This is a genomic window from Methylophilus sp. Leaf416 (genome assembly GCF_001424665.1).
Taxonomy (GTDB): domain Bacteria; phylum Pseudomonadota; class Gammaproteobacteria; order Burkholderiales; family Methylophilaceae; genus Methylophilus.
The window spans coordinates 348,897-367,163 of sequence record NZ_LMQS01000003.1 but is presented as its reverse complement, the minus strand read 5'-3'; the positions used below and the strand labels follow the sequence as shown (position 1 = coordinate 367,163).

Below are 18,267 nucleotides of genomic sequence, written 5' to 3'. Positions count from 1 at the left end.
TGTTGCCAGTTTCATTCCTTGGTATGTGGCAAACCGGTGTCGATTGTATGCAGTCGGCAGTGGCCTGTTTCATTAGAGTTGGTGTGTATGCAAAATAAAATTGAATTACCAGCCTGGCGTGAGCGCGCGTTGGCTTTTGAGCAGGCGTTGAATGCAGTGGTTGTCGGGATGCCGGCACAAATCCGTGCACTGACAATTGCCATTTTCTCGCGTGGACATGTGTTGCTGGAAGGCGATGTCGGCGTAGGCAAAACCACTTTATTGCGGGCGGCTGCGCATCTGCTGGGAGGTGGCTATCAGCGTATCGAAGGGGCCATCGATCTGATGCCCAGCGACTTTCTCTACAACGCGTTCATCAATGAGCAGGGGCAGGCCGCGGTTAAGCCTGGCCCGTTACTGCAGCATGAAGAGGCACTGGCGGTGTTTTTCTTTAACGAGATCAATCGTGCCCGGCCACAGGCGCATGCCTTGTTTTTACGGTTAATGGCTGAGCGGTCAGTCAATGCATTTAACCGTGAGTATCATTTCCCGCACCTGACTGTGTTTGCTGACCGTAACCGGCTGGAGCGTGAAGAAACGTTTGAAATACCAGCAGCGGCGCGTGACCGTTTCCTGATGGAGATTTCGGTGCAAGCACCGGATGAGCCGGAACTGCAGCGAGCATTAATGTTTGATACCCGCTATTACGATGTCGATGCGCTCATCAGTCGGTCACCTTCAGGATTAACGCCTTATGACCAGTTGAACATCGTCGCTGAAGCTGTGCAGGCGTCGGTACGGGCAGAAATACCATTGCAAAACTATGTAGTTGAATTATGGCGTGTACTGAAAGACCCTATGGCAGCAGGTATCCAATTGCCCGATGTCGATATGTCGCGATTACTAGCTGGTGGTGCCAGCCCCCGCGGTATGGCGATGCTGATGCGTAGCGCACGCACACGTGCCTGGCTGGAAGGCCGCGATTACCTCACTCCGGATGATATTCGCGCGGTATGGACTGTAGTGGTCAAGCACCGTGTGTTTTTCAATGGCGCTTATGCTTTGCAACACGAGCGACTTGCGCCACTGCTGCTGCAAGCGGTGCTGGATAAAGTCTCTGCGCCTTAATCGGCTCTGGCTTGTTTACTGGCAGTTTCCCTATGGCTATTTCCACACATTCCACGGCAGATTTTTCAGCGATGCAAAGCCAACCTGCTCGCGTACATGCTGCGTTTGAGCCACGCCAGTTTTTCTACAATATTCACTGGCGCTCACGTACTTATCACGCGGGTGCCAACCTGACTTCCCATCACGGCAATGGCAGTGACTTTGCAGGTTTCGCTAATCTGCTGGCCTGTCCTGACCCGAAGCGGATTGATATTCGCGCCAGTGTACGCACTGTGCCCCAGCAATGGCTGGTCAGGACTTACCTGGAACGCGCTGCCGTTCGCGTATTTGCCATTGTCGATGTGTCCAGCTCGATGTTGTTTCAGGGGGAGGCCAATATGCGTCAGCAGGTCACCGAATTCGTGACTGCACTGGCTTGGTCAGCCAATCGGCAAGGGGATGTTTTTGGCATGGCTGCCGCCAATGATGATGTGCAGTCGTCGTGGCAAATCCTGCCTACTTTTCAAACCGGCACCGCACAAGTCGTGGCAGAAAAAATCACGCGATACTGGCAAAGCAATCATGCCGTGTCCGGGCGCAATGCCTCAGCAATCCCTGCGGCAATTGAGGAGATAGGCGCGCAACGGGCGCTGGTGTTTTTAATCTCTGATTTTTATTGGGATACGGCGCTATTACAGCAAACACTTAAAGCCGCGCAAGCACACGATGTGATTCCTGTGGTGCTACGTGACCAGTCTGCGACGGAAGGAATGCCGGCTTTTGGCTGGGCGAGGTTACGGGATATGGAAAGCGGCGAAGAGCGTAGCTGGATGTTGCGTAAGCATTTGCATCAGCAAATCGGTGCTCACCTAGTACAACAGAAACATATGCTCAATTCACAATTCATGAAAGCTGGCACGCGCTCGCCGTTATGGCTCGCGCCACAGTGGCAGGCCGAAGAGATCAGCCGCCACCTGATGGAGACCATGGCATGAGGGTGTGGATTGATTGCAAAACCATGCAGCCATTGATTGGCGGTCTGTTGTTATGCCTGTGTTTATTCAGCAATGCACATGCTGTGGAAAGTAGTTTCCAGTTAAAGGCCGAAAGCAGCACGCGTGAAGCAGATTACACCCTGGGCAGCATCGCCAGGCAACATATCACGCTGCATGTGCCGCCAGGATTTGAACTCGACCCCGCCAGTTTGCCAGCGCCCGCCCAGAACGAGGCTATTGAGTTAAGGAGCGCACACTGGACGACCACTGACTCAAAAACCGAGCGTGTGATACATCTGGACATAGACTGGCAGATATTCGTGGCTGGTGATTCAGTCAGGATCATGCCTTTAAAAAAATTGCATCTTGAATTCAAGAAAGAACAGCAACGCCTGACCATTGATGTGCCGGCAGATAAAGTCATTGTTTCCAGTCTTTTGCCCGCGCGTATTGATCAGGCGCACGTCCAGCTTTATCCGGATTCGTCATTACCTGAATGGGCACTAGCCAAACAATTATGGATACTGGCTGGCTGGTTAAGCCTGGCAGTGCTCAGTCTGGCCTACATTGCCTGGGTCATGGGCTGGATCCAGTTGCCACAAGAAAAAAACATGCCTTTCCGACAGGCATGGCGCGAGATTCGCAAATTAAAAGGCAATCCACAGGAAGCCGCAAAACAAGCCATGCGCCTGATCAGCCGCGCCATGGACCAGTTTGCCGGCGTCGCGGTGACCGCTGAAAATTTAACCCGGGTGACTTCTACGCATACTGTGCTCACGGTTTATCAACCCCAGTTGCAGGCATTTTATCAGGAGATACAGCAGGCTTTTTTCGCAGGCAAGCCGGTATCGGCATCGTTGGCTGATCTAAAGCAGTTGGCTAAGCAGCTGAGCCAGGTGGAGCTTTCCTGATATGTGGGATGAAGGCTTGCAAACAGCGATACTCGCTTCCGGTTTTGGAGAGCATTGGGGCTTGATGCAGCTCTGGCCACTCATTTTGCTGCCGCTGGCAGTGTTGCCCTGGGTATTACAGGACAAACTGAGTTTCTCGCATCCAGCTTTGCAAGGGTTACCTGCCGACCCTTTGTCCGTCTGGCTGGAGCGTTCCTGGAAAGTGGCTGCCAGCCTGTTCATCCTGGCATTGAGCATGGCACTCACGGGTCCATACCTCAAATCACAAATGATAGAGAAAGTAGGCCGCGGTGCCCACGTCATGATCGTGCTGGACCGCAGTGCCAGCATGAATGAACCATTCGTGAAAAAAGGCGATGTGCAGGCGCGCCTGCCCAAAATGCAGGTCGCCCGCAATGTATTGAAAACGCTGGTTCAGCAGGGCCACGATGATTTGATGGGCATGGTGACATTCAGTACTTCACCGATTCTGGCCGCGCCGTTGGGTACGGACAGGGCGTTTGTGCAGGCGGCGCTGGATGCAACAGAAGCCGGTGGCATGGGGTTTACTGCTGTCGCGCGTGGCCTGGGAATGGCGCTGGATTACTTTGCCGATCAGCCGGTGACCGGTGCGCGCGCGATTGTGCTTGTATCGGATGGCGGCGCGCACCTGGATGGTAAAACGCAGGATATGTTACGGGCCATGGTCATGCGGCAACAAGCTTCCCTTTACTGGATCTACCTGCGTTCTGAAAACGGCGTCAGCCTCAAGCAAAGCCTGGGCGAAGATGAAAATATTGATGCCTATCCCGAATACGCACTGCATGAATATTTCCAGACTTTAAATGTGCCGTATCACATGTATGAAGCCGAAAACCCGGAAGCGGTACTGGCGGCGGTGAATGATATTTCCAAGTTAAAAAATAAACCTACCCGCTACCTGGAACCGGTCTCGCGACAAGACTTAAGCCAGTATGCCTATGCCATGGCGTGGCTGGTAACAGCAGTATTGCTAGGGTTAACCGGACTGGAGTTAAAGCGGTGGCAAACATGAATATTCACTGGCAAAACGGTTTGCGACGCGGCTTGCCCTGGGCGGGATTACTGTTGCTGATTGCAGTCATCATGCTGGTCAGGCAACTGATTGAAATCTACCAGGCGCAGGTGTATCGCGATAGCTTGCAACCGCACGTGCTGGTAGAAAGAAACTTGATGGATGCCAACCAGACGCCACAAGCATTATTTGCCAATGCGGTGTTTTATGACCATCAGCGAAAAACTGAGCAGGCGCTTTCGCAGTATGCCGCGCTTGTCGCTAAAGTGGCTGAAGATGACCCGCTCCGGAAACAGGCGTATTTCAATTCGGGGAATATCTACATGCGCACGGCTGTGCGTTTGCTGGAAGAGCGTGGTTTGCCTGCGTGGGATGAAGCAGGGCCGTTGGTCGCGCTCGCCAAAGAAAGTTACCAGAAAGCCTTGCGTATAGATCCCGGTTGGTCAGAGGCGAAATATAACTATCACCTGGCATTAAGGCTGGCACCGACTACCCATGGCATGTCCGGCCCGCAGCAATATGAGGATGAGCAATTAAAAGCAGAGGATGAGCCCAGCGGCTGGCCCGCGATGCCCGGCAATCCAAGAGGTATGCCTTAAATGCAATTCAGGTTTAATGCCTGGGCCAGGCAGTTGAGGATGCTGGTTGGCGCAGATTCCCGGCTGAATGTTTGGCGCAAACTCTCCCTGATCACTGCATTTTGCCTGCTGACCATTGCTTTGCTCAAACCGCATGCTGAATTACCCAACCGTGTGTACGACTGGTATTTCGTTGTGGATATCACGCAAAGCATGAATGTGCCTGATTACCAGGTGGCTGGCAAAAGCATCAGTCGCTTGCAGATGGCCAAGCAAAGCATACGCAAAACCTTATCGGCATTGCCATGTGGTTCGCAGGTCGCCCTGGGTATGTTTACCGAACGCAATGTGGTGAATGTGGTGGAGCCGGTGGAAGTCTGTGCGCATTTCGCAGCGCTGGATCAAACAGTTGCCAGCATGGACTGGCGCATGGCCTGGGCAGCAGATTCGTTTATCGCCCACGGCTTGTATAACGCGCTGGAACAGGCGCCGCAGCTAGGCAAACAGGTGCGGGTAATGTTTTTTACCGATGGCCAACAAGCGCCACCTGCTAATCCTAAATATATGCCGACCTATGCAGGCAAGCTGGGGGATGTGCCAGGCTATGTGGTGGGCATGGGTAAAACCACGCCCAGCAAAATTCCCAAGCTGGATGAAAAGAATGCAGTCGCCGGTTACTGGGAGCAGGAAGAAGTACAGCGCTTTGGCAATTTCGGCATGGCCGAGACCTTGTCAGTCTTGGCGATGGAACACGGTCAGCATGACCGCAATTCGGGTCAAGGCCCCGGCGCGGAGTTACTTAGTAATGCGCACCTGTCCGCGTTGGATGAGCAGAACCTTAACCGCCTAGCAAATGCCACTGGCCTGCATTATGTCCGTTTAGAGCAGGCTGCGCAAAGCAGCCGCTGGGCCACCGGATTGGGCATGACGGCCTGGCGCTGGGCAGATACCGATCTCAGGCCGTGGTTGGCTGCGCCAGCGATTGTGTGCGGATTGCTGTACCTAGTACTGACGTTTGCCGGAAGCACATGGTACAAGTGGATGGCGCAACGCTGGCCTGGCACCACGCAAGCAATGCGGACGCTAAAGATTTCAAGTAAACAACATGTTTAGTTTTTTCTACAAGGAGCAACAATGAAATGGTCTTTATTACTGATTGGATTAATGAGTGCAAATGTGTGGGCGCATGGCCCGACACCACAGAAAACTGATGAGTCCATTCAGGTGAATACATCGGCAGACGCCGTATGGAAACGTATCAGCACCCCCTGCGGCCTGGCGCAATGGCATCCGCAAGTGACTGCCTGCGAAGCCGTAAATGATAGGCAGCAAAAAATAACACTTAAGAATGGCAAGCAGTTGCTGCAAGAGATTGATGAAGTATCAGCAAGCGATATGACGGTGTCTTACCGTTTGTCCGGCGATATAGACCTGGAAGCACTGCCTGTCAGCTCGCTCAACGGCAAAATAAAAGTAGGCGCAGAGGGCGCCAATGCCAAGGTGGTATGGACCGCACGTTATTACCGCGCCTTCACCGGGAATGAACCGCCGGCAGGACAGGATGATGAATCTGCAAAAAATGCGGTGGATACCTTTGTCAAAGACGGGCTGCAAGGCCTGAAGGATGGTCGCAAGAATACGGCAGCTAATCAAACTGGCTGGCGCAATAAAATTTGTGTGACCATGCGCCCGTTGTTCAAAAGTCTGGGTATGTCAGTCTGCGCTTAAGTGATTGCTATGCACATGCACGCTCATCTGTTGGTTGTATGTTTCATCGGCTTCTGTGGCAGCATGCCAGCACATGCTGCCGTCCCGGAAGCGGAATTGGTCACGCTGGTTGAAACAGATGACTCCCTCTGCCTGGCGCATGGCGGCATGCTGGTGACATTGCAATTGACTGAAGTTGCACGAGAAGGCGCGGTTGAGGTCTGGGTAGACCGCTGGTTTATGCAAGTGCAAACCGCAGACCACACCAAACATATGTTGACCGCGGCAGAGCCCGCACATGAACTTGGATGTTCGCACAGCATTGCCGGGCCACAACACTGGACCATCAGTACCATTAAACATCTGCCTGCGGGCAGCCTGCCACCGCGAAAGGAATGATAATGAGCGCCGAAGCAAACATGGTCATCACGCCAGTAACGATAGAGAGCCAGGCACAGTTTAACCAGCGCGTGACCACGCATGATTTCCTGATAGTGCTGTTTACCGCAAAATGGTGTGATCCGTGCCAGCCCTTTGCACCCGTGTTTGCCGAAGTCGCCGCCCAGTATCCGCACGCCGTGTTTGCGACGGCGGATATTGATCTCGCAGCAGACCTGGCTGCCAATTTTCGCGTCACACAAGTGCCGGCCCTGATGGCGATCCGGGAGCGGGTAGTCATTGATATGGTCAACGGCGCCATGCATGCACACGAACTGAACCATCATGTGCAGATGTGGCAAACGCTGGATATGACCACGATCACGGCACATTTTAATCAGCGTTCGTCGCCAGAACACTGATGCTTTTTGACTTCTCCCGAACTGGCGGTGAAAAATTCCCGGCAGCACGCGGGAGTAAGGCTCAATCCTTTTCTGTTGAAAAAAACTACAGTGCACACATGCATCGTCACGCACACTCAGCATTTTGCAGTCCCTTAAAGCCTTACTCTGTTTAGCTGGCTTTAGCCTGCCACTTTGCGGGCTGGCGGCTAATTATGCCTACATTACCAATCAAGGTGAACATACGGTTTCGGTGATTGATATCGAGCAACAGCAAGTGATTAAAACACTGGCTGTCGGCAAAGCCCCGGTTGGCGTCACCATAGATCAGCAACAGCACAAAGTGTATGTGAGTAACGTAGAAGGGCGCTCGCTCTCGGTGATTGATATGCTGAGCCAGCAGGTGATAAACACGATTCCTTTATCGATTTCGCCGGTAGGTATCACGCTCAATAAAACAGGTGACCGTTTATATGTGGCAGACTGGTATCACGCGAATGTGTTGGTGATTGCCGCAGATTCCGGCAAAACGCTGGTTGAAATTGAGGTGGGCAAAGCACCTGGTGGCTTGCAGTTGAGCAGCGATGGTGCAATGTTGTATATCGCTAACCGGGATAGCAATGACGTCAGTGTCGTAGATACGCATACCAATAAACAAATGCATCGAATCAAGGTCGGCCAGCATCCGTTCGGCCTGGGCTTGAGTCAGGATGGTCAGCAGTTATTTGTCGTCAATGTCTATTCAAACAGCATTCATGTGATTGATACGCGCAGCAATCAGGTAGTGAATACGCTGGCGACCGGTAATCACCCTTATTGTGTGACAAAAGATCGTAGTGGACGCTTGTTTGTGACCAATACCGGGGAGGACAGCGTGAGTGTCATTGATCTTGCCAGTCAAAAGCTCATCCGCAAAATTCGCGTACCGGGTACGCCTGAAGGCATTGCTTACGATGCCGAGCATGAACAGGTATTGGTCGCCAGCTGGATGGACAACGTGATAGCAGTGATTGATAGCCAAAGCCTGACACTCAAAAAAGAGATTAAAGTCGGCTCGCAACCGCGCGCATTCGGCCAGTTTACAGGCAGTTTACGTTAAAAACCGACTGAATTTGGTCGCTTGAAAGGCTGCATAACAAGTAGTTGTCGGGAAGTTTTCCCAGTGAAATCAGGAAGCATCCCGCTATTGATGAAAAACCTGAACGCATAACATGCACTATCAATTTAAATTCTTCAATTTAATTGATTTGCATAAAGTATATCTCCATGTACAGGCCGGTTGTTGCAGCAATCGGCCAATTTTTTTAAAAGGCACTCTATGCAAAAAATACTGCAACAATCTCTCATCGCGGCCACTTTCATCAGCCTCTCTTACTCCATTTTTGCGCAGCCGTTCGCCTATGTGCCTAATGAAAAAGATGGCACGGTGTCCGTCATTGACACCACTACCGATGAAGTCATCAAACAGTTTCCTTCTAAAGGCAGGCTGGGCAAAAAAGTCCAGGCAGCCGCGATTCACCCAACTAACCAAAAACTGTATGTCGTCGTGCGGGATAAAAACGCAGTCGCCGTGGTGGATATTGAAAAAGGTAAACAAACCGCCTTGATTAAAGTGGGTGACGAACCGGAAGGCATAGATATTTCACCGGATGGAAAATTGCTGGCCGCCTGCCTGGAAGAAGAAAATGCGGTGGCGCTGGTGGATTTAAACACTAACAAGGTCAAACACACCATCGCTACCCAAGGCAAGAATCCTGAACACTGTGTATTTTCACCCGACCAGCAATGGCTGCTGGCGAGCAATGAAGAGAGTAATAATGTCGATGTAATTAATTTAAAATCACTGAAATCCGAGCATTTGATTGCCGCGACCAAACATCCACGAGGGGTTGGCTTTAGCCCGGATGGCCAGTGGGCGTATGTCGCAAACGAAGCTGCCAGTTTGCTGGAAATCGTGTCTACTACAGCCTGGACAGTGCAGGCCAATATTAAAGTGGGCCTGCGTTCCAATGGTGTCAAGGTCAATGCCGATGGCAGCCGTATCTATGTTAGTAATGGTGGTGACCATAACGTGAGTGTGATCGATAGCACTACACGGCAAGTGATTGCGACCATTGATGTCGGGCAAAGGCCGTGGAATATGGCACTGACGCCGGACGGCAAAAAACTGTATGTTGCCAATGGGCGTAGCAATAATGTGTCGGTGATCGATACTCAAACCAATACCAGATTAAAAGACATCGCCGTAGGTAATTTACCGTGGGGCGTGGTGATTCATTAACCCCTGCATATTCCGGGCACTTGTGCCAACATCTTGTAAGCGCTTTTTGAGGGTGTGATGGGTAAACTGACCCATCCAGTACCAGCTGCTAGCCCAGCTGGTTAATCCTTAAGCGTACTTCAAGTTCATGCCCTACCATCCTATAATAGGGTGGTTTTCTGTTCATGCCTGCGTATGAATTGGGAAAAACTCCCGATAGATTTTGGGCAATAAACTTTACAATCCGCTGAGCATGATGAAATCCTTCAGTTTACAGTTCAAACTCAACCTGACTATTACCTTGTTATTGCTTGGGTTGCTGTTCACCTGGGCGATTTCCGTGATTAAAAATGCGCGGGAAGATGTCCTGGCAGAAGTCGAGTCAACGACCAACCTGGTGATTCATTTGCTGGACGCGCAAATTGCACATTACATGACCGATTTTGGCTGGCTTGACCGCAGTGAAAAAGGCGAAATCAATATTTTCAAGCTGGAAGAGTTAATGAATATCCGGCATTTGAAAGTGGATTTTCTTGACCCTACCGGCCATTTGCGTGAGTCTAACCGCACGACGCGCGTGGAGCATGATGGCGAAGACCCGCCCAGGTGGTTTGTGAGTTTGCTGGATATTTCCAGTGTGTTGAATGAACCCAAACGCAAAAACATTATTATCAATGGCCGCTTCATTGGGGAGCTGGTCATCACCCCGGACCCCAGTTTTGAGCTGCGGGAAATTTGGGAAGATACTTCCGGCCTGCTGGCGATCGTCGGATTTTTTGGTTTGAGTGTGCTGTTTTTTGTTTATCTGGCGGTGCGCACCACATTTAAGCCAGTGAAGCAGATTATTCATGGTTTAAACCAGATCGAACATGGTGAATATCAAAGCCGCTTGCCCAGTTTTGAGCAGATTGAATTACGCGAGATCAGCGACAAATTCAACAAGATGGCGAGTACGCTGGAGCAGAGTATCCGCAATAATCACCGGTTGACCCAGCAGATTATTCATTTGCAGGAAGAAGAACGTAAAAAGCTGGCGCGTGACCTGCATGATGAAATCGGCCAGTACCTGACCGCGGTCCACATTGATGCCAGCGCGATGGTGGCGGCCAAGAAACTGACGGTTGCGCGTGAAAGTGCCACCGCCATTGCGCAGATCACGCGGCAGATGATGTTCACCATCCAGGATTTGCTGGCCCGTTTGCGGCCACGCGTTCTGGATGAGCTGGGATTAAGCCTGGCACTGGCAGAGTTGATTCACCACTGGCATGACCGTAACCGCAACATCATGGTGGTGAATGATATTTCCAATCACCTGATGCAGCCGGATGAATCGGTAGCGGTGACGGTATACCGCATTGTGCAGGAGTGCCTGACCAATATCAGCAAACACGCTGCGGCCAGCCGTGTCACTATTGAAGTGACTGATACCGACCAAGGTCTTTATTTATTGGTTGAAGATGATGGCCGTGGGTTTGATACCGCTGTACCTAGTCGCGGATATGGTTTGGCAGGCATGCAGGAAAGAGTTGAAGGATTAATGGGCACCATGAACATCACCAGCACGCCTGGCCAGGGTACGCGCATAGAAGTGCGTTTTCATAAAACAGATAAATTCCAGGATATAGCGTCATGACAGTGAGAGTTGTTTTAGTGGATGATCATACTGTGGTGCGCTCAGGCTTGCGGCGGCTGTTGGAAAGCCATAAGTCGATTGAGATTGTGGCCGAAGCGGATACCGGTGAAATGGCCTATCAAATCTATGGCGAGGTAGCGCCAGATGTGGTGTTGATGGATATTTCCATGCCCGGCATGGGAGGCCTGGAAGCCGCCAAACGTATTTTGCAACGTTACCCGCAAGCCAAAATTGTGATCTTCTCCATGCATGAAGCGGTTTCGTTTGCGGCACAGGCATTGAAAACAGGCGTGAAAGGCTATGTGACTAAAACAGGTGCCGCCAATGACTTATTGCAAGCAGTGCTGGATGTCTCCAAAGGTAAAACTTTCCTCAGCCAGGATGTTGCGCAAAAAGTAGCGCTGCAAACCTTGATAGGGGAAAGTAATCCCTTGCAACAACTGACTTCGCGCGAATTTGAAGTATTCCGCCTGTTAGCCGAAGGCAAACGGGTTGAAGATGTTGCAGATATGCTCAAAATCAGCCAAAAGACGGTCGCCAATTACTACACATTAATCAAGCAAAAGCTGTCGGTGAACAGCCCGGTGGAAATGGTCAGGCTGGCGATGAAGCATGGTCTGATTGATACAGAGTAACTTGCCAACTTTGCACAGACTTTAAATTCTCCGATCTCTCATCCCATTTATAGCCTAAAGCGAACGCGCCACTTCTTCAATCAGCGAACGTAGCCAGCGATGTGCCGGGTCATGCCGGTACCTGACATGCCAGGCAATATCAATCGGGAAAGTGCCAAGATCTACCGGCGTGGATAAAATTTTCAAGCGTGTGTCATTGGCCAGGCGCCGGCAAATCTGGTTTGGCAACGTGGTGCAATAATCCGTGACTGAAATCACTTCCGGCACCGACAGGAAGTGCGTGACTGACACCGCCACTTCACGCTTTAATCCTTGTCTGTCCAATGCCTGAAACAAGCCCGCACGCATGCGCCCGGGCGGCAGCACGTTCACATGTTTTAAATGCTCATATTGTTCTTTGGTGATTGTATCGCCTACCGTCGGGTGGTCTGCCCTCACCACGCAAGCCAGGCTATCTTCCATTAAGTGCTGCACGATTAAATTATCAGGCGGGTCGATGATGCGCCCCAACACCAGTGCCGTGGTACCGGAAATGACGCCCGTTTCAGCCAGGTCATTGCCGTAAGGGATAATGCGCAATTTGATTCCCGGCGCCTGTTCCCGTAGTTTTGCAACGATAGCGGGCACCAGGACATATTCGACATAACTGTTAGGCGCGACGGTGAATAGCAGGTTGGCGCTGGCCGGGTCGAATGCCTGTTGCTCCAGTACCAGTTCATCCAATTGCCCAATCGCCAGCATGATGCCCGGTGCCAATGCTTCGGCTTTCTGGGTCGGTTGCATGCCATAGCGTTCCCGGATGAACAGCGGGTCCTGGAGGATATCCCGAAGGCGGCTTAATGCATTTGATAATGCGGGTTGCGTAATCCCCAGTCGATCAGCTGCGCGCGTGGCGCTGCGTTCTTCCATTAAAGCGATGAATACACGTAAAAGATTCAGGTCGTAACGCATGTCAGTTATTCCATTTATGAATAACTAAAATATACATAATAAATTTCATAAATGGAATGAAAGAGATCATTATTCTTTCATGTGATTGCTTAGGTAAAAAAGAAAGCCATTACAACTCAACTTAGCTGGCATTTGAATGCCTTATTATTCTCATCCATCAAGGAGCACTTAAATGAATATATTAATTGTACTGACCTCGCATGACACCCTTGGCGACACAGGCCGTAAAACCGGATTTTGGCTGGAAGAGCTGGCCGCACCCTATTATGTTTTCAAAGCGGCAGGTGCCAGGTTGACACTCGCTTCACCAAAAGGCGGGCAGCCGCCACTGGACCCGAAAAGCAATGAGCCGGATTTCCAGACCGACGACACCAGAAGATTTGAGCAAGATGCCGAGGCCAAAGCAGCGCTGGCTAACACCGTACCCTTACATTCCGTTTCACATCAGGCGTTTGATGCGGTGTTTTATCCCGGTGGACATGGCCCATTATGGGACCTGGCTGAAGATACACATTCCATCAGCTTGATTGAGACTACCCTGAATGCCGGTAAACCGGTTGCACTGGTATGCCATGCGCCAGGCGTGTTGCGCCATACCAAAAAAACCGACGGTAGCCCGCTAGTTGCAGGCAAAAAAGTGACTGGCTTTACCAATTCTGAAGAAGAGGCGGTAGGCCTGACCAATGTCGTCCCTTTCCTGGTGGAAGATGAGTTAAAAAAACTGGGTGGTGATTACGCCAAAGGCGATGACTGGCAATCATATGTGTTGCAAGATGGCTTGCTGATCACCGGACAGAATCCGGCTTCATCTGCACAGGCGGCCACTACATTGATTCAATATTTGCAGGCTAAAAGTACATCATGAGCGCCTATGTAGTCATGATCCGCGAACAAACGCTGGATCAGGTCGAAATGGATACTTATGCCAGCCAGGCCCCTCTCGCCAGGGAGGGGCATCCGGTGACGCCGCTGGTCAGGTATGGCGCATTGAGTATCCTGGAAGGCCCTGCGTTTGAAGGATGCTTGATTCATCGCTTTCCCACAGTCGAGGCCGCTGAGGCCTGGTATCACAGCCCGCAATACCAGCAGATAGTCAAACACAGGCATAAAGGGGCGCAGTATCGGGTATTCATTGTCGAAGGGGTTGACGGCTAGGGTCTTACTTTGTGAGTATGTGGCCCTTACTGAAATGAGCATTCAGATCCTGACTTGTATATAAAGAAAAAATAAATGAGCAATAGCAAAACCTATTTAATGGCCACCATGGCTGCAATTTTCTGGGGAGCAAATTTCAATCTGGCACGTCCGGTGCTGGCTGAAATGAGCCCTTATGTTGCGGGTGCCAGCCGCTATGTTCTGGCGGCCGCGGTCATGGTATTGATTGCGCAGATGAGAAAAGAAGCCACGCCTTTAAGGCACTGGCAGGCGTATCTTACATTGGGTGTGGTGGGCGTTTTTGGTTTTAACCTGTTTTTCTTTCTGGGTATGGAGACTTCCTCAGCGATCAACGGCGCCCTGATCATGGGGTTGAATCCCTTATTGACCGCTATCCTTGGCTATTTGATTCTTGGCGATAAGCCGAGCAATCGCCAACTGGTCGCATTCCCGGTGGGGATAGCAGGGGTTGCAATAGTGGTGCTGGGCGCAGGCGCACAATTGAAGATTTCTGTAGGGGATATCTATCTTTTAATCGCCACCCTGAACTGGGCGCTCTACAATGTATTGGTGAAAAAGATGATGCCAAAGAACGTGAGTGGCATCGCGAATACCGCAGGCATTATGACCGTTGGTGCAATTGCATTGAGCATTGCCGCCTGCCTGCATGGGGATAGTGTTTCCTTGCCTGGCATCCATGCCGGTGCGGCTCTCCTGATGATGTCTTTGGGCGGCGGGGTGTTGGCTTATCTATTCTGGAACGCGAGCATCTCTCATCTCGGACCATCCAAGGCGGCGATTTTTATGAACCTTGTACCAGTGACCACCATGATCATTGCCGCTTTTGAGCATATGCCACCTACGCCTGCCCAGTTGTTTGGGGCGTTTCTGATTATTAGTGCGGTGACTTTTAGCTCTGTTTCATTATCGAAACCGGGCTGACAAAGGCGGGTGAATGAAACCGGATTAACGGCCCGTAGCTAATTAATCTACTTCTAGTAAGTCGTCCCAGCTGGTGGTGTAACGCGGACTCATCATTTCCTGTTTCATTCGCCACGGTTGCTTGATATCCAGGCCCCTGTGTTTTTGCACTCCCTCGCTGGCAAGTTTGATAGTGGCACGGCCCATTTTTTGATTGATGGTATCTATGGTCTGCATCAGCCGCACAGACTTTTCATGGACGCTGGAAGTATCAAACATGTCCTGTTGCTGCGTATGCGTTGTCGCCAGTTCGCGCAATGAAACGCCAGCTTTCATATAATCAAACCCGGGCCGGTAAATCTGCCGTAGCGCCTTGAATGCAGCCTCCACCAAGCGTAAAGTGCTGTTGGTTGGCGTGTGCAGCGGTAGGTTGAACCCATTTTCATATTGCTGCTCGATGTCGCGGAATGGGCTGGTGCGGATATACACATACACACATCCGGCAAACATCTGTCGCTGGCGTAATTTCTCGCCTGCGCGCGTGGTGAGCAGGGTGACCGCTTCTTCCAGAGTTTGCAGGTCACGCACCGTCTGGCCAAAACTGCGCGTGCTGAGGATTTGCTGGTGTGGCCCGCGAATCTGATCCAGTTCCAGGCAAGTCGTGCCATTCAGTTCTCGCACGGTTTTTTCCAGCACCACACTAAATTTTTTGCGCATGGTGGCAGCCTCGCTACGTTTCAGGTCGTAAGCGGTGTAAATTTCAAGGTCATTCATTTTTTTAGATAATCCACGGCCTATTCCCCAAACCTTGCCTACCGGAATGTCGCGCAAATTGGCATCTATATCAGCTTCAGCCATCACATTAAAATTACACACACCATTTAAAGTGAACTGTTGTTTGGCGCAGTGATTAGCCATTTTTGCCAGGGTCTTGCTGCTGCCTATACCTACGCATACCGGAAGATCAGTCCCCTGCAGAACGGTTTGCCGCAGTTTTTGCGCATATTCAGTGAGGTCAACATGCGTGAATCCGCTTAAATCCAGAAACGATTCGTCAATCGAGTAGATTTCCTGGGACGGACTGAATTGCCGCAAAATTGACATTACGCGGTTGCTCATGTCAGCGTAAAGGGCATAGTTTGATGAAAGAACAAACACATTTTCCTGCTCGATAAATTTGCGGATCTTGAACCACGGTGCACCCATCGCAATGCCCAACGCTTTGGCCTCACTGCTGCGGGAAATGACACAACCGTCGTTATTACTCAAAATAACGACTGGCCGGTTGCGTAATTTGAGGTTGAATACGCGCTCACAACTCACGTAAAAGTTATTCACGTCCACGAGGGCGATGGCTCGCGTTGCGGGCTGTTCTGGGCTGGAAGTATTTATTTGCATGAGGGGTGTTTCATGAAATTCTTTAAAGGTTGTTCATGATCTGCAATAGCATATTTTTTAAACCCCGGGCCGATAATACATTCACACCAGCCAGACATGGGGTCGGGTCGGTGAATCAAATAAGGAGATCAACATGTGGACTAAACCAGCTGCTACTGAAATGCGTTTTGGCTTTGAAGTCACTATGTACGTAATGAACAAATAAGTTTGTTTATACGTTCAAGAAACCCGGTGATCTGTTTCGGATACCGGGTTTTTTATTAGCCATACGACTACCTGAAGCGCCGGAACGAGCCAATCACTACTCCCCAGATTTGAAACTGCATAGGCTCCTGGATAATAATCGGAGCATACTTCCCGGAGGCATTGGCCGGTAACAGTTTCGGGCTGCCATCTTTTTGCGCTGCCAGGGTTTTAATGGTAAATCCGCCATCCACCATCGCCAGTACAATATCGCCAACCACTGCTACCTTTCCTTTATCAATCACGGCTTTGTCGCCCGGCATCAAGCCCACTTCAATCATGGATTCGCCCTGGATGGTTACAAAAAAAGTGGTATCCGCCTGGTCAATCAGGTATTCGTTTGGGTCCAGCCGTTTTTCCACATGATCATCTGCCGGAGAAGGGAAGCCGGCCGGGACTTTGGATTGAAATAGCGGTAAGCTGAGAGCCTGCAAATCCTCCGCTGGCTGATCAAATACTTCTACGGCATCCAGGTTTGCTTTCAGCTGGCGAAGGCGTTGCTTTGCAGCATAAGCTTCCATCAGGTTACTCACCACCGGTTTCTGGCTGGCAGGAATGCGGATAACTATGGTTTCTTCCAGGCGCGTGGTGGATCCGGGCTTGCGTCCGGCACCCGGTCTTTTACCTCCTCTTGATTTTTGGCTTTCGTTGCTCATTGATTGATTGTAACAAATAATCAATCTTCACTAAGCCATATTTTTGAGGTTTACTCAAACTTAATTCTTTTAATCTTAAATCTTGCTCACATCAGCATCCCACCATTTTCATGGCTATGCATGAATAGAGTTGAGGCTAGCAGTTATACTGTCTCACTTTGTTGTTGCTGGTGATTTACATGGAGTGGATACAACTTTTTATTGAGCAATACGCATTGCTTTGCCTGATCGGCGTAGTCGTTGGCATCTTGTCCGGTTTGCTCGGCATCGGTGGCGGGATTGTGCTGGTACCTATGTTGCACGCCATTCTTGTCGCAAAAGGATTTTCAGCGGATGCCGCTTTTCATATGGCGCTGGCAACCTCGATGGCGTGTATTGTGTTTACCTCGCTTTCCAGTATTACTGCCCATCATAAAAACCAGAATATCGTTTGGCCATATGTGTGGTCTATGGTGCCTATGGCTTTTATAGGCTCTTTGCTGGCAACTTTGGTGGCGATTCATCTGGATGCGTTTTACCTGACATTATTTTTTGCCGCATTTACTTTTTTCGCCGCCATTCAGCTATTTCTGGACCGCAAACCAACGCAGCACAAAGTGCCCGGTAAGCTTGAAATCAGCCTGGTGTCATTATTGATAGGCATCATCTCTGCTTTGGTGTCTATTGGTGGCGGCACGCTGACAGTACCTTATCTCACCATGCGTAATGTGTCGGTAAAGCAGGCCATCGGTACTTCAGCCGTACTAGGTTTCCCCATCGCACTGGCAAGTACTGTCAGTTATTTGCAGGATGCCATGCGTCAATCCGAACATGCGCCGGATACTTTCGGGTTACTCTACCTGCCCGCAATCATGCTGATTGCGCCATTCAGCGTGCTATTTGCCCCGGCGGGCGTGGCGTTGACCAAACGATTGCCGGTTAAGGTGTTAAAGAGGATTTTTGCTGTCTTCCTGATGGGGGTAAGTGTGAACTTGCTCTGGTCGCAGCTGGCATAAGTTTATTTTCGACAGGCAACAAAAAACCCGCTAAACAGCGGGTTTTTTGTTCAGCCTAAACTTGTAGTGATACAAGCGCTGATTATTTGTTCATTACGTACATAGTTACTTCAAAGCCAAAACGCATTTCAGTAGCAGCGGGTTTAGTCCACATGATAATCTCCTTTGGTTGTTGATGTAAGTGCATCAATGCTGATGTACTTGTATGACTACCACTATACTTGCTTGTTTCAAATTGACCCTGAAGGGATCACGTAAAAGCGGCTCATGATTTTACGTAGTTGGGGCACAGGATTTTTGTTGTTGCCGTACGCTAGCAGCGTAGAATATG

At 50.5% G+C, this 18,267-nt stretch carries 22 protein-coding genes; 18 read left to right on the top strand and 4 right to left on the bottom strand.

All coding sequences use genetic code 11. The features are described 5' to 3' along the window. The first annotated feature begins 87 nt into the window (after nt 1–87). The 13 genes from ASG34_RS09595 to ASG34_RS09535 all read left to right on the top strand — a co-directional run bounded on the left by ASG34_RS09595 (nt 88) and on the right by ASG34_RS09535 (nt 11,617). A complete protein-coding gene (locus ASG34_RS09595; RefSeq protein ID WP_055829917.1) occupies nt 88–1,107 on the top strand; it encodes an AAA family ATPase in 1,020 nt (339 codons plus the stop codon). 32 nt (nt 1,108–1,139) lie between these two features. Then, nucleotides 1,140–2,081, top strand: coding sequence for a DUF58 domain-containing protein (locus tag ASG34_RS09590; RefSeq protein WP_235559755.1), 942 nt, complete (start codon nt 1,140–1,142; stop codon nt 2,079–2,081). Next, nucleotides 2,078–2,992, top strand: coding sequence for a hypothetical protein (locus ASG34_RS09585; protein ID WP_055829915.1), 915 nt, complete (start codon nt 2,078–2,080; stop codon nt 2,990–2,992). Before ASG34_RS09590 ends, ASG34_RS09585 begins: the two co-directional genes overlap by 4 nt. Nucleotide 2,993: 1 nt before the next feature. Further along, nucleotides 2,994–4,025 carry a vWA domain-containing protein gene (locus ASG34_RS09580; RefSeq protein ID WP_055829913.1) on the top strand — a complete coding sequence of 344 codons (1,032 nt, stop codon included), beginning with the start codon at nt 2,994–2,996 and terminating at the stop codon, nt 4,023–4,025. Then, nucleotides 4,022–4,624 (top strand): hypothetical protein, encoded by a 603-nt coding sequence (locus tag ASG34_RS09575; RefSeq protein WP_055829910.1) that lies wholly within the window; start codon nt 4,022–4,024, stop codon nt 4,622–4,624. The genes ASG34_RS09580 and ASG34_RS09575 overlap by 4 nt, the downstream gene beginning before the upstream one ends. Further along, nucleotides 4,625–5,716, top strand: a complete 1,092-nt coding sequence (locus ASG34_RS09570) for a vWA domain-containing protein (RefSeq protein WP_055829908.1) — start codon at nt 4,625–4,627, stop codon at nt 5,714–5,716. A 21-nt stretch (nt 5,717–5,737) separates the two neighbouring features. Beyond that, on the top strand, nt 5,738–6,331 hold the full coding sequence (locus tag ASG34_RS09565) for an SRPBCC family protein (protein WP_055829907.1): 594 nt from the start codon (nt 5,738–5,740) through the stop codon (nt 6,329–6,331). Between the two features lie 15 nt (nt 6,332–6,346). Further along, nucleotides 6,347–6,709 carry a hypothetical protein gene (locus tag ASG34_RS09560; RefSeq protein WP_055829906.1) on the top strand — a complete coding sequence of 121 codons (363 nt, stop codon included), beginning with the start codon at nt 6,347–6,349 and terminating at the stop codon, nt 6,707–6,709. Between the two features lie 2 nt (nt 6,710–6,711). Beyond that, nucleotides 6,712–7,110: a thioredoxin family protein gene (locus tag ASG34_RS09555; protein ID WP_235559754.1), complete on the top strand. Its 399-nt coding sequence runs from the start codon at nt 6,712–6,714 to the stop codon at nt 7,108–7,110. A gap of 124 nt (nt 7,111–7,234) precedes the next feature. Further along, on the top strand, nt 7,235–8,188 hold the full coding sequence (locus ASG34_RS09550; RefSeq protein WP_235559753.1) for a YncE family protein: 954 nt from the start codon (nt 7,235–7,237) through the stop codon (nt 8,186–8,188). A 219-nt stretch (nt 8,189–8,407) separates the two neighbouring features. Continuing rightward, entirely contained in the window at nt 8,408–9,370 is a 963-nt protein-coding gene (locus ASG34_RS09545) for a beta-propeller fold lactonase family protein (protein WP_055829902.1), read from the top strand. A 232-nt stretch (nt 9,371–9,602) separates the two neighbouring features. Next, nucleotides 9,603–10,982 carry an ATP-binding protein gene (locus tag ASG34_RS09540; protein ID WP_055829900.1) on the top strand — a complete coding sequence of 460 codons (1,380 nt, stop codon included), beginning with the start codon at nt 9,603–9,605 and terminating at the stop codon, nt 10,980–10,982. Then, the gene (locus tag ASG34_RS09535; protein WP_055829898.1) at nt 10,979–11,617 is read left to right on the top strand and encodes a response regulator; all 639 of its coding nucleotides are present in this window, start codon (nt 10,979–10,981) and stop codon (nt 11,615–11,617) included. The genes ASG34_RS09540 and ASG34_RS09535 overlap by 4 nt, the downstream gene beginning before the upstream one ends. A 54-nt stretch (nt 11,618–11,671) precedes the next feature. Here the strand turns inward: ASG34_RS09535 and ASG34_RS09530 are convergent, their stop codons facing one another. Further along, complete coding sequence (locus tag ASG34_RS09530) at nt 11,672–12,568, bottom strand: LysR substrate-binding domain-containing protein (RefSeq protein WP_055829896.1); 897 nt, start codon at nt 12,566–12,568, stop codon at nt 11,672–11,674. A gap of 172 nt (nt 12,569–12,740) precedes the next feature. Here ASG34_RS09530 and ASG34_RS09525 point away from each other — a divergent pair, with 172 nt between their 5' ends. The 3 genes from ASG34_RS09525 (at nt 12,741) to ASG34_RS09515 (ending at nt 14,665) form a co-directional block, all read left to right on the top strand. After that, complete coding sequence (locus ASG34_RS09525) at nt 12,741–13,433, top strand: type 1 glutamine amidotransferase domain-containing protein (RefSeq protein WP_055829894.1); 693 nt, start codon at nt 12,741–12,743, stop codon at nt 13,431–13,433. Further along, nucleotides 13,430–13,723: a DUF1330 domain-containing protein gene (locus tag ASG34_RS09520; RefSeq protein WP_055829892.1), complete on the top strand. Its 294-nt coding sequence runs from the start codon at nt 13,430–13,432 to the stop codon at nt 13,721–13,723. Before ASG34_RS09525 ends, ASG34_RS09520 begins: the two co-directional genes overlap by 4 nt. Nucleotides 13,724–13,798: 75 nt before the next feature. Next, nucleotides 13,799–14,665, top strand: coding sequence for a DMT family transporter (locus tag ASG34_RS09515; protein WP_055829890.1), 867 nt, complete (start codon nt 13,799–13,801; stop codon nt 14,663–14,665). A 42-nt stretch (nt 14,666–14,707) separates the two neighbouring features. Here ASG34_RS09515 and ASG34_RS09510 read toward each other — a convergent pair whose 3' ends face one another. Continuing rightward, nucleotides 14,708–16,042: a Y-family DNA polymerase gene (locus ASG34_RS09510; RefSeq protein WP_055829888.1), complete on the bottom strand. Its 1,335-nt coding sequence runs from the start codon at nt 16,040–16,042 to the stop codon at nt 14,708–14,710. A gap of 133 nt (nt 16,043–16,175) precedes the next feature. On the opposite strand from ASG34_RS09510, the gene pqqA (ASG34_RS14225) reads away from it, so the two are divergent. Next, nucleotides 16,176–16,247 (top strand): pyrroloquinoline quinone precursor peptide PqqA, encoded by a 72-nt coding sequence (gene pqqA / locus ASG34_RS14225; protein ID WP_081624291.1) that lies wholly within the window; start codon nt 16,176–16,178, stop codon nt 16,245–16,247. A 67-nt stretch (nt 16,248–16,314) separates the two neighbouring features. Here the strand turns inward: pqqA (ASG34_RS14225) and ASG34_RS09505 are convergent, their stop codons facing one another. Next, nucleotides 16,315–16,941 (bottom strand): LexA family protein, encoded by a 627-nt coding sequence (locus ASG34_RS09505; RefSeq protein ID WP_055829887.1) that lies wholly within the window; start codon nt 16,939–16,941, stop codon nt 16,315–16,317. A gap of 179 nt (nt 16,942–17,120) precedes the next feature. On the opposite strand from ASG34_RS09505, the gene ASG34_RS09500 reads away from it, so the two are divergent. Beyond that, nucleotides 17,121–17,936, top strand: a complete 816-nt coding sequence (locus tag ASG34_RS09500) for a sulfite exporter TauE/SafE family protein (RefSeq protein WP_055830036.1) — start codon at nt 17,121–17,123, stop codon at nt 17,934–17,936. Between the two features lie 82 nt (nt 17,937–18,018). On the opposite strand, the gene pqqA (ASG34_RS13855) is transcribed toward ASG34_RS09500, so the two are convergent. Next, nucleotides 18,019–18,090, bottom strand: coding sequence for a pyrroloquinoline quinone precursor peptide PqqA (gene pqqA / locus ASG34_RS13855; RefSeq protein WP_081624291.1), 72 nt, complete (start codon nt 18,088–18,090; stop codon nt 18,019–18,021). Between the last annotated feature and the right edge of the window lie 177 nt (nt 18,091–18,267).

Coding starts and splice junctions, on each gene's coding strand:
- ASG34_RS09500 (WP_055830036.1), top strand. CDS start 17,121: ATGGAGTGGATACAACTTTTTATTGAGCAATACGCATTGCTTTGCCTG.
- ASG34_RS09505 (WP_055829887.1), bottom strand. CDS start 16,941: ATGAGCAACGAAAGCCAAAAATCAAGAGGAGGTAAAAGACCGGGTGCC.
- ASG34_RS09540 (WP_055829900.1), top strand. CDS start 9,603: ATGATGAAATCCTTCAGTTTACAGTTCAAACTCAACCTGACTATTACC.
- ASG34_RS09525 (WP_055829894.1), top strand. CDS start 12,741: ATGAATATATTAATTGTACTGACCTCGCATGACACCCTTGGCGACACA.
- ASG34_RS09520 (WP_055829892.1), top strand. CDS start 13,430: ATGAGCGCCTATGTAGTCATGATCCGCGAACAAACGCTGGATCAGGTC.
- ASG34_RS09555 (WP_235559754.1), top strand. CDS start 6,712: ATGAGCGCCGAAGCAAACATGGTCATCACGCCAGTAACGATAGAGAGC.
- ASG34_RS09570 (WP_055829908.1), top strand. CDS start 4,625: ATGCAATTCAGGTTTAATGCCTGGGCCAGGCAGTTGAGGATGCTGGTT.
- ASG34_RS09545 (WP_055829902.1), top strand. CDS start 8,408: ATGCAAAAAATACTGCAACAATCTCTCATCGCGGCCACTTTCATCAGC.
- ASG34_RS09510 (WP_055829888.1), bottom strand. CDS start 16,042: ATGCAAATAAATACTTCCAGCCCAGAACAGCCCGCAACGCGAGCCATC.
- ASG34_RS09580 (WP_055829913.1), top strand. CDS start 2,994: ATGTGGGATGAAGGCTTGCAAACAGCGATACTCGCTTCCGGTTTTGGA.
- ASG34_RS09530 (WP_055829896.1), bottom strand. CDS start 12,568: ATGCGTTACGACCTGAATCTTTTACGTGTATTCATCGCTTTAATGGAA.
- ASG34_RS09560 (WP_055829906.1), top strand. CDS start 6,347: ATGCACGCTCATCTGTTGGTTGTATGTTTCATCGGCTTCTGTGGCAGC.
- ASG34_RS09535 (WP_055829898.1), top strand. CDS start 10,979: ATGACAGTGAGAGTTGTTTTAGTGGATGATCATACTGTGGTGCGCTCA.
- ASG34_RS09565 (WP_055829907.1), top strand. CDS start 5,738: ATGAAATGGTCTTTATTACTGATTGGATTAATGAGTGCAAATGTGTGG.
- ASG34_RS09515 (WP_055829890.1), top strand. CDS start 13,799: ATGAGCAATAGCAAAACCTATTTAATGGCCACCATGGCTGCAATTTTC.
- ASG34_RS09585 (WP_055829915.1), top strand. CDS start 2,078: ATGAGGGTGTGGATTGATTGCAAAACCATGCAGCCATTGATTGGCGGT.
- ASG34_RS09590 (WP_235559755.1), top strand. CDS start 1,140: ATGGCTATTTCCACACATTCCACGGCAGATTTTTCAGCGATGCAAAGC.
- ASG34_RS09595 (WP_055829917.1), top strand. CDS start 88: ATGCAAAATAAAATTGAATTACCAGCCTGGCGTGAGCGCGCGTTGGCT.
- ASG34_RS09575 (WP_055829910.1), top strand. CDS start 4,022: ATGAATATTCACTGGCAAAACGGTTTGCGACGCGGCTTGCCCTGGGCG.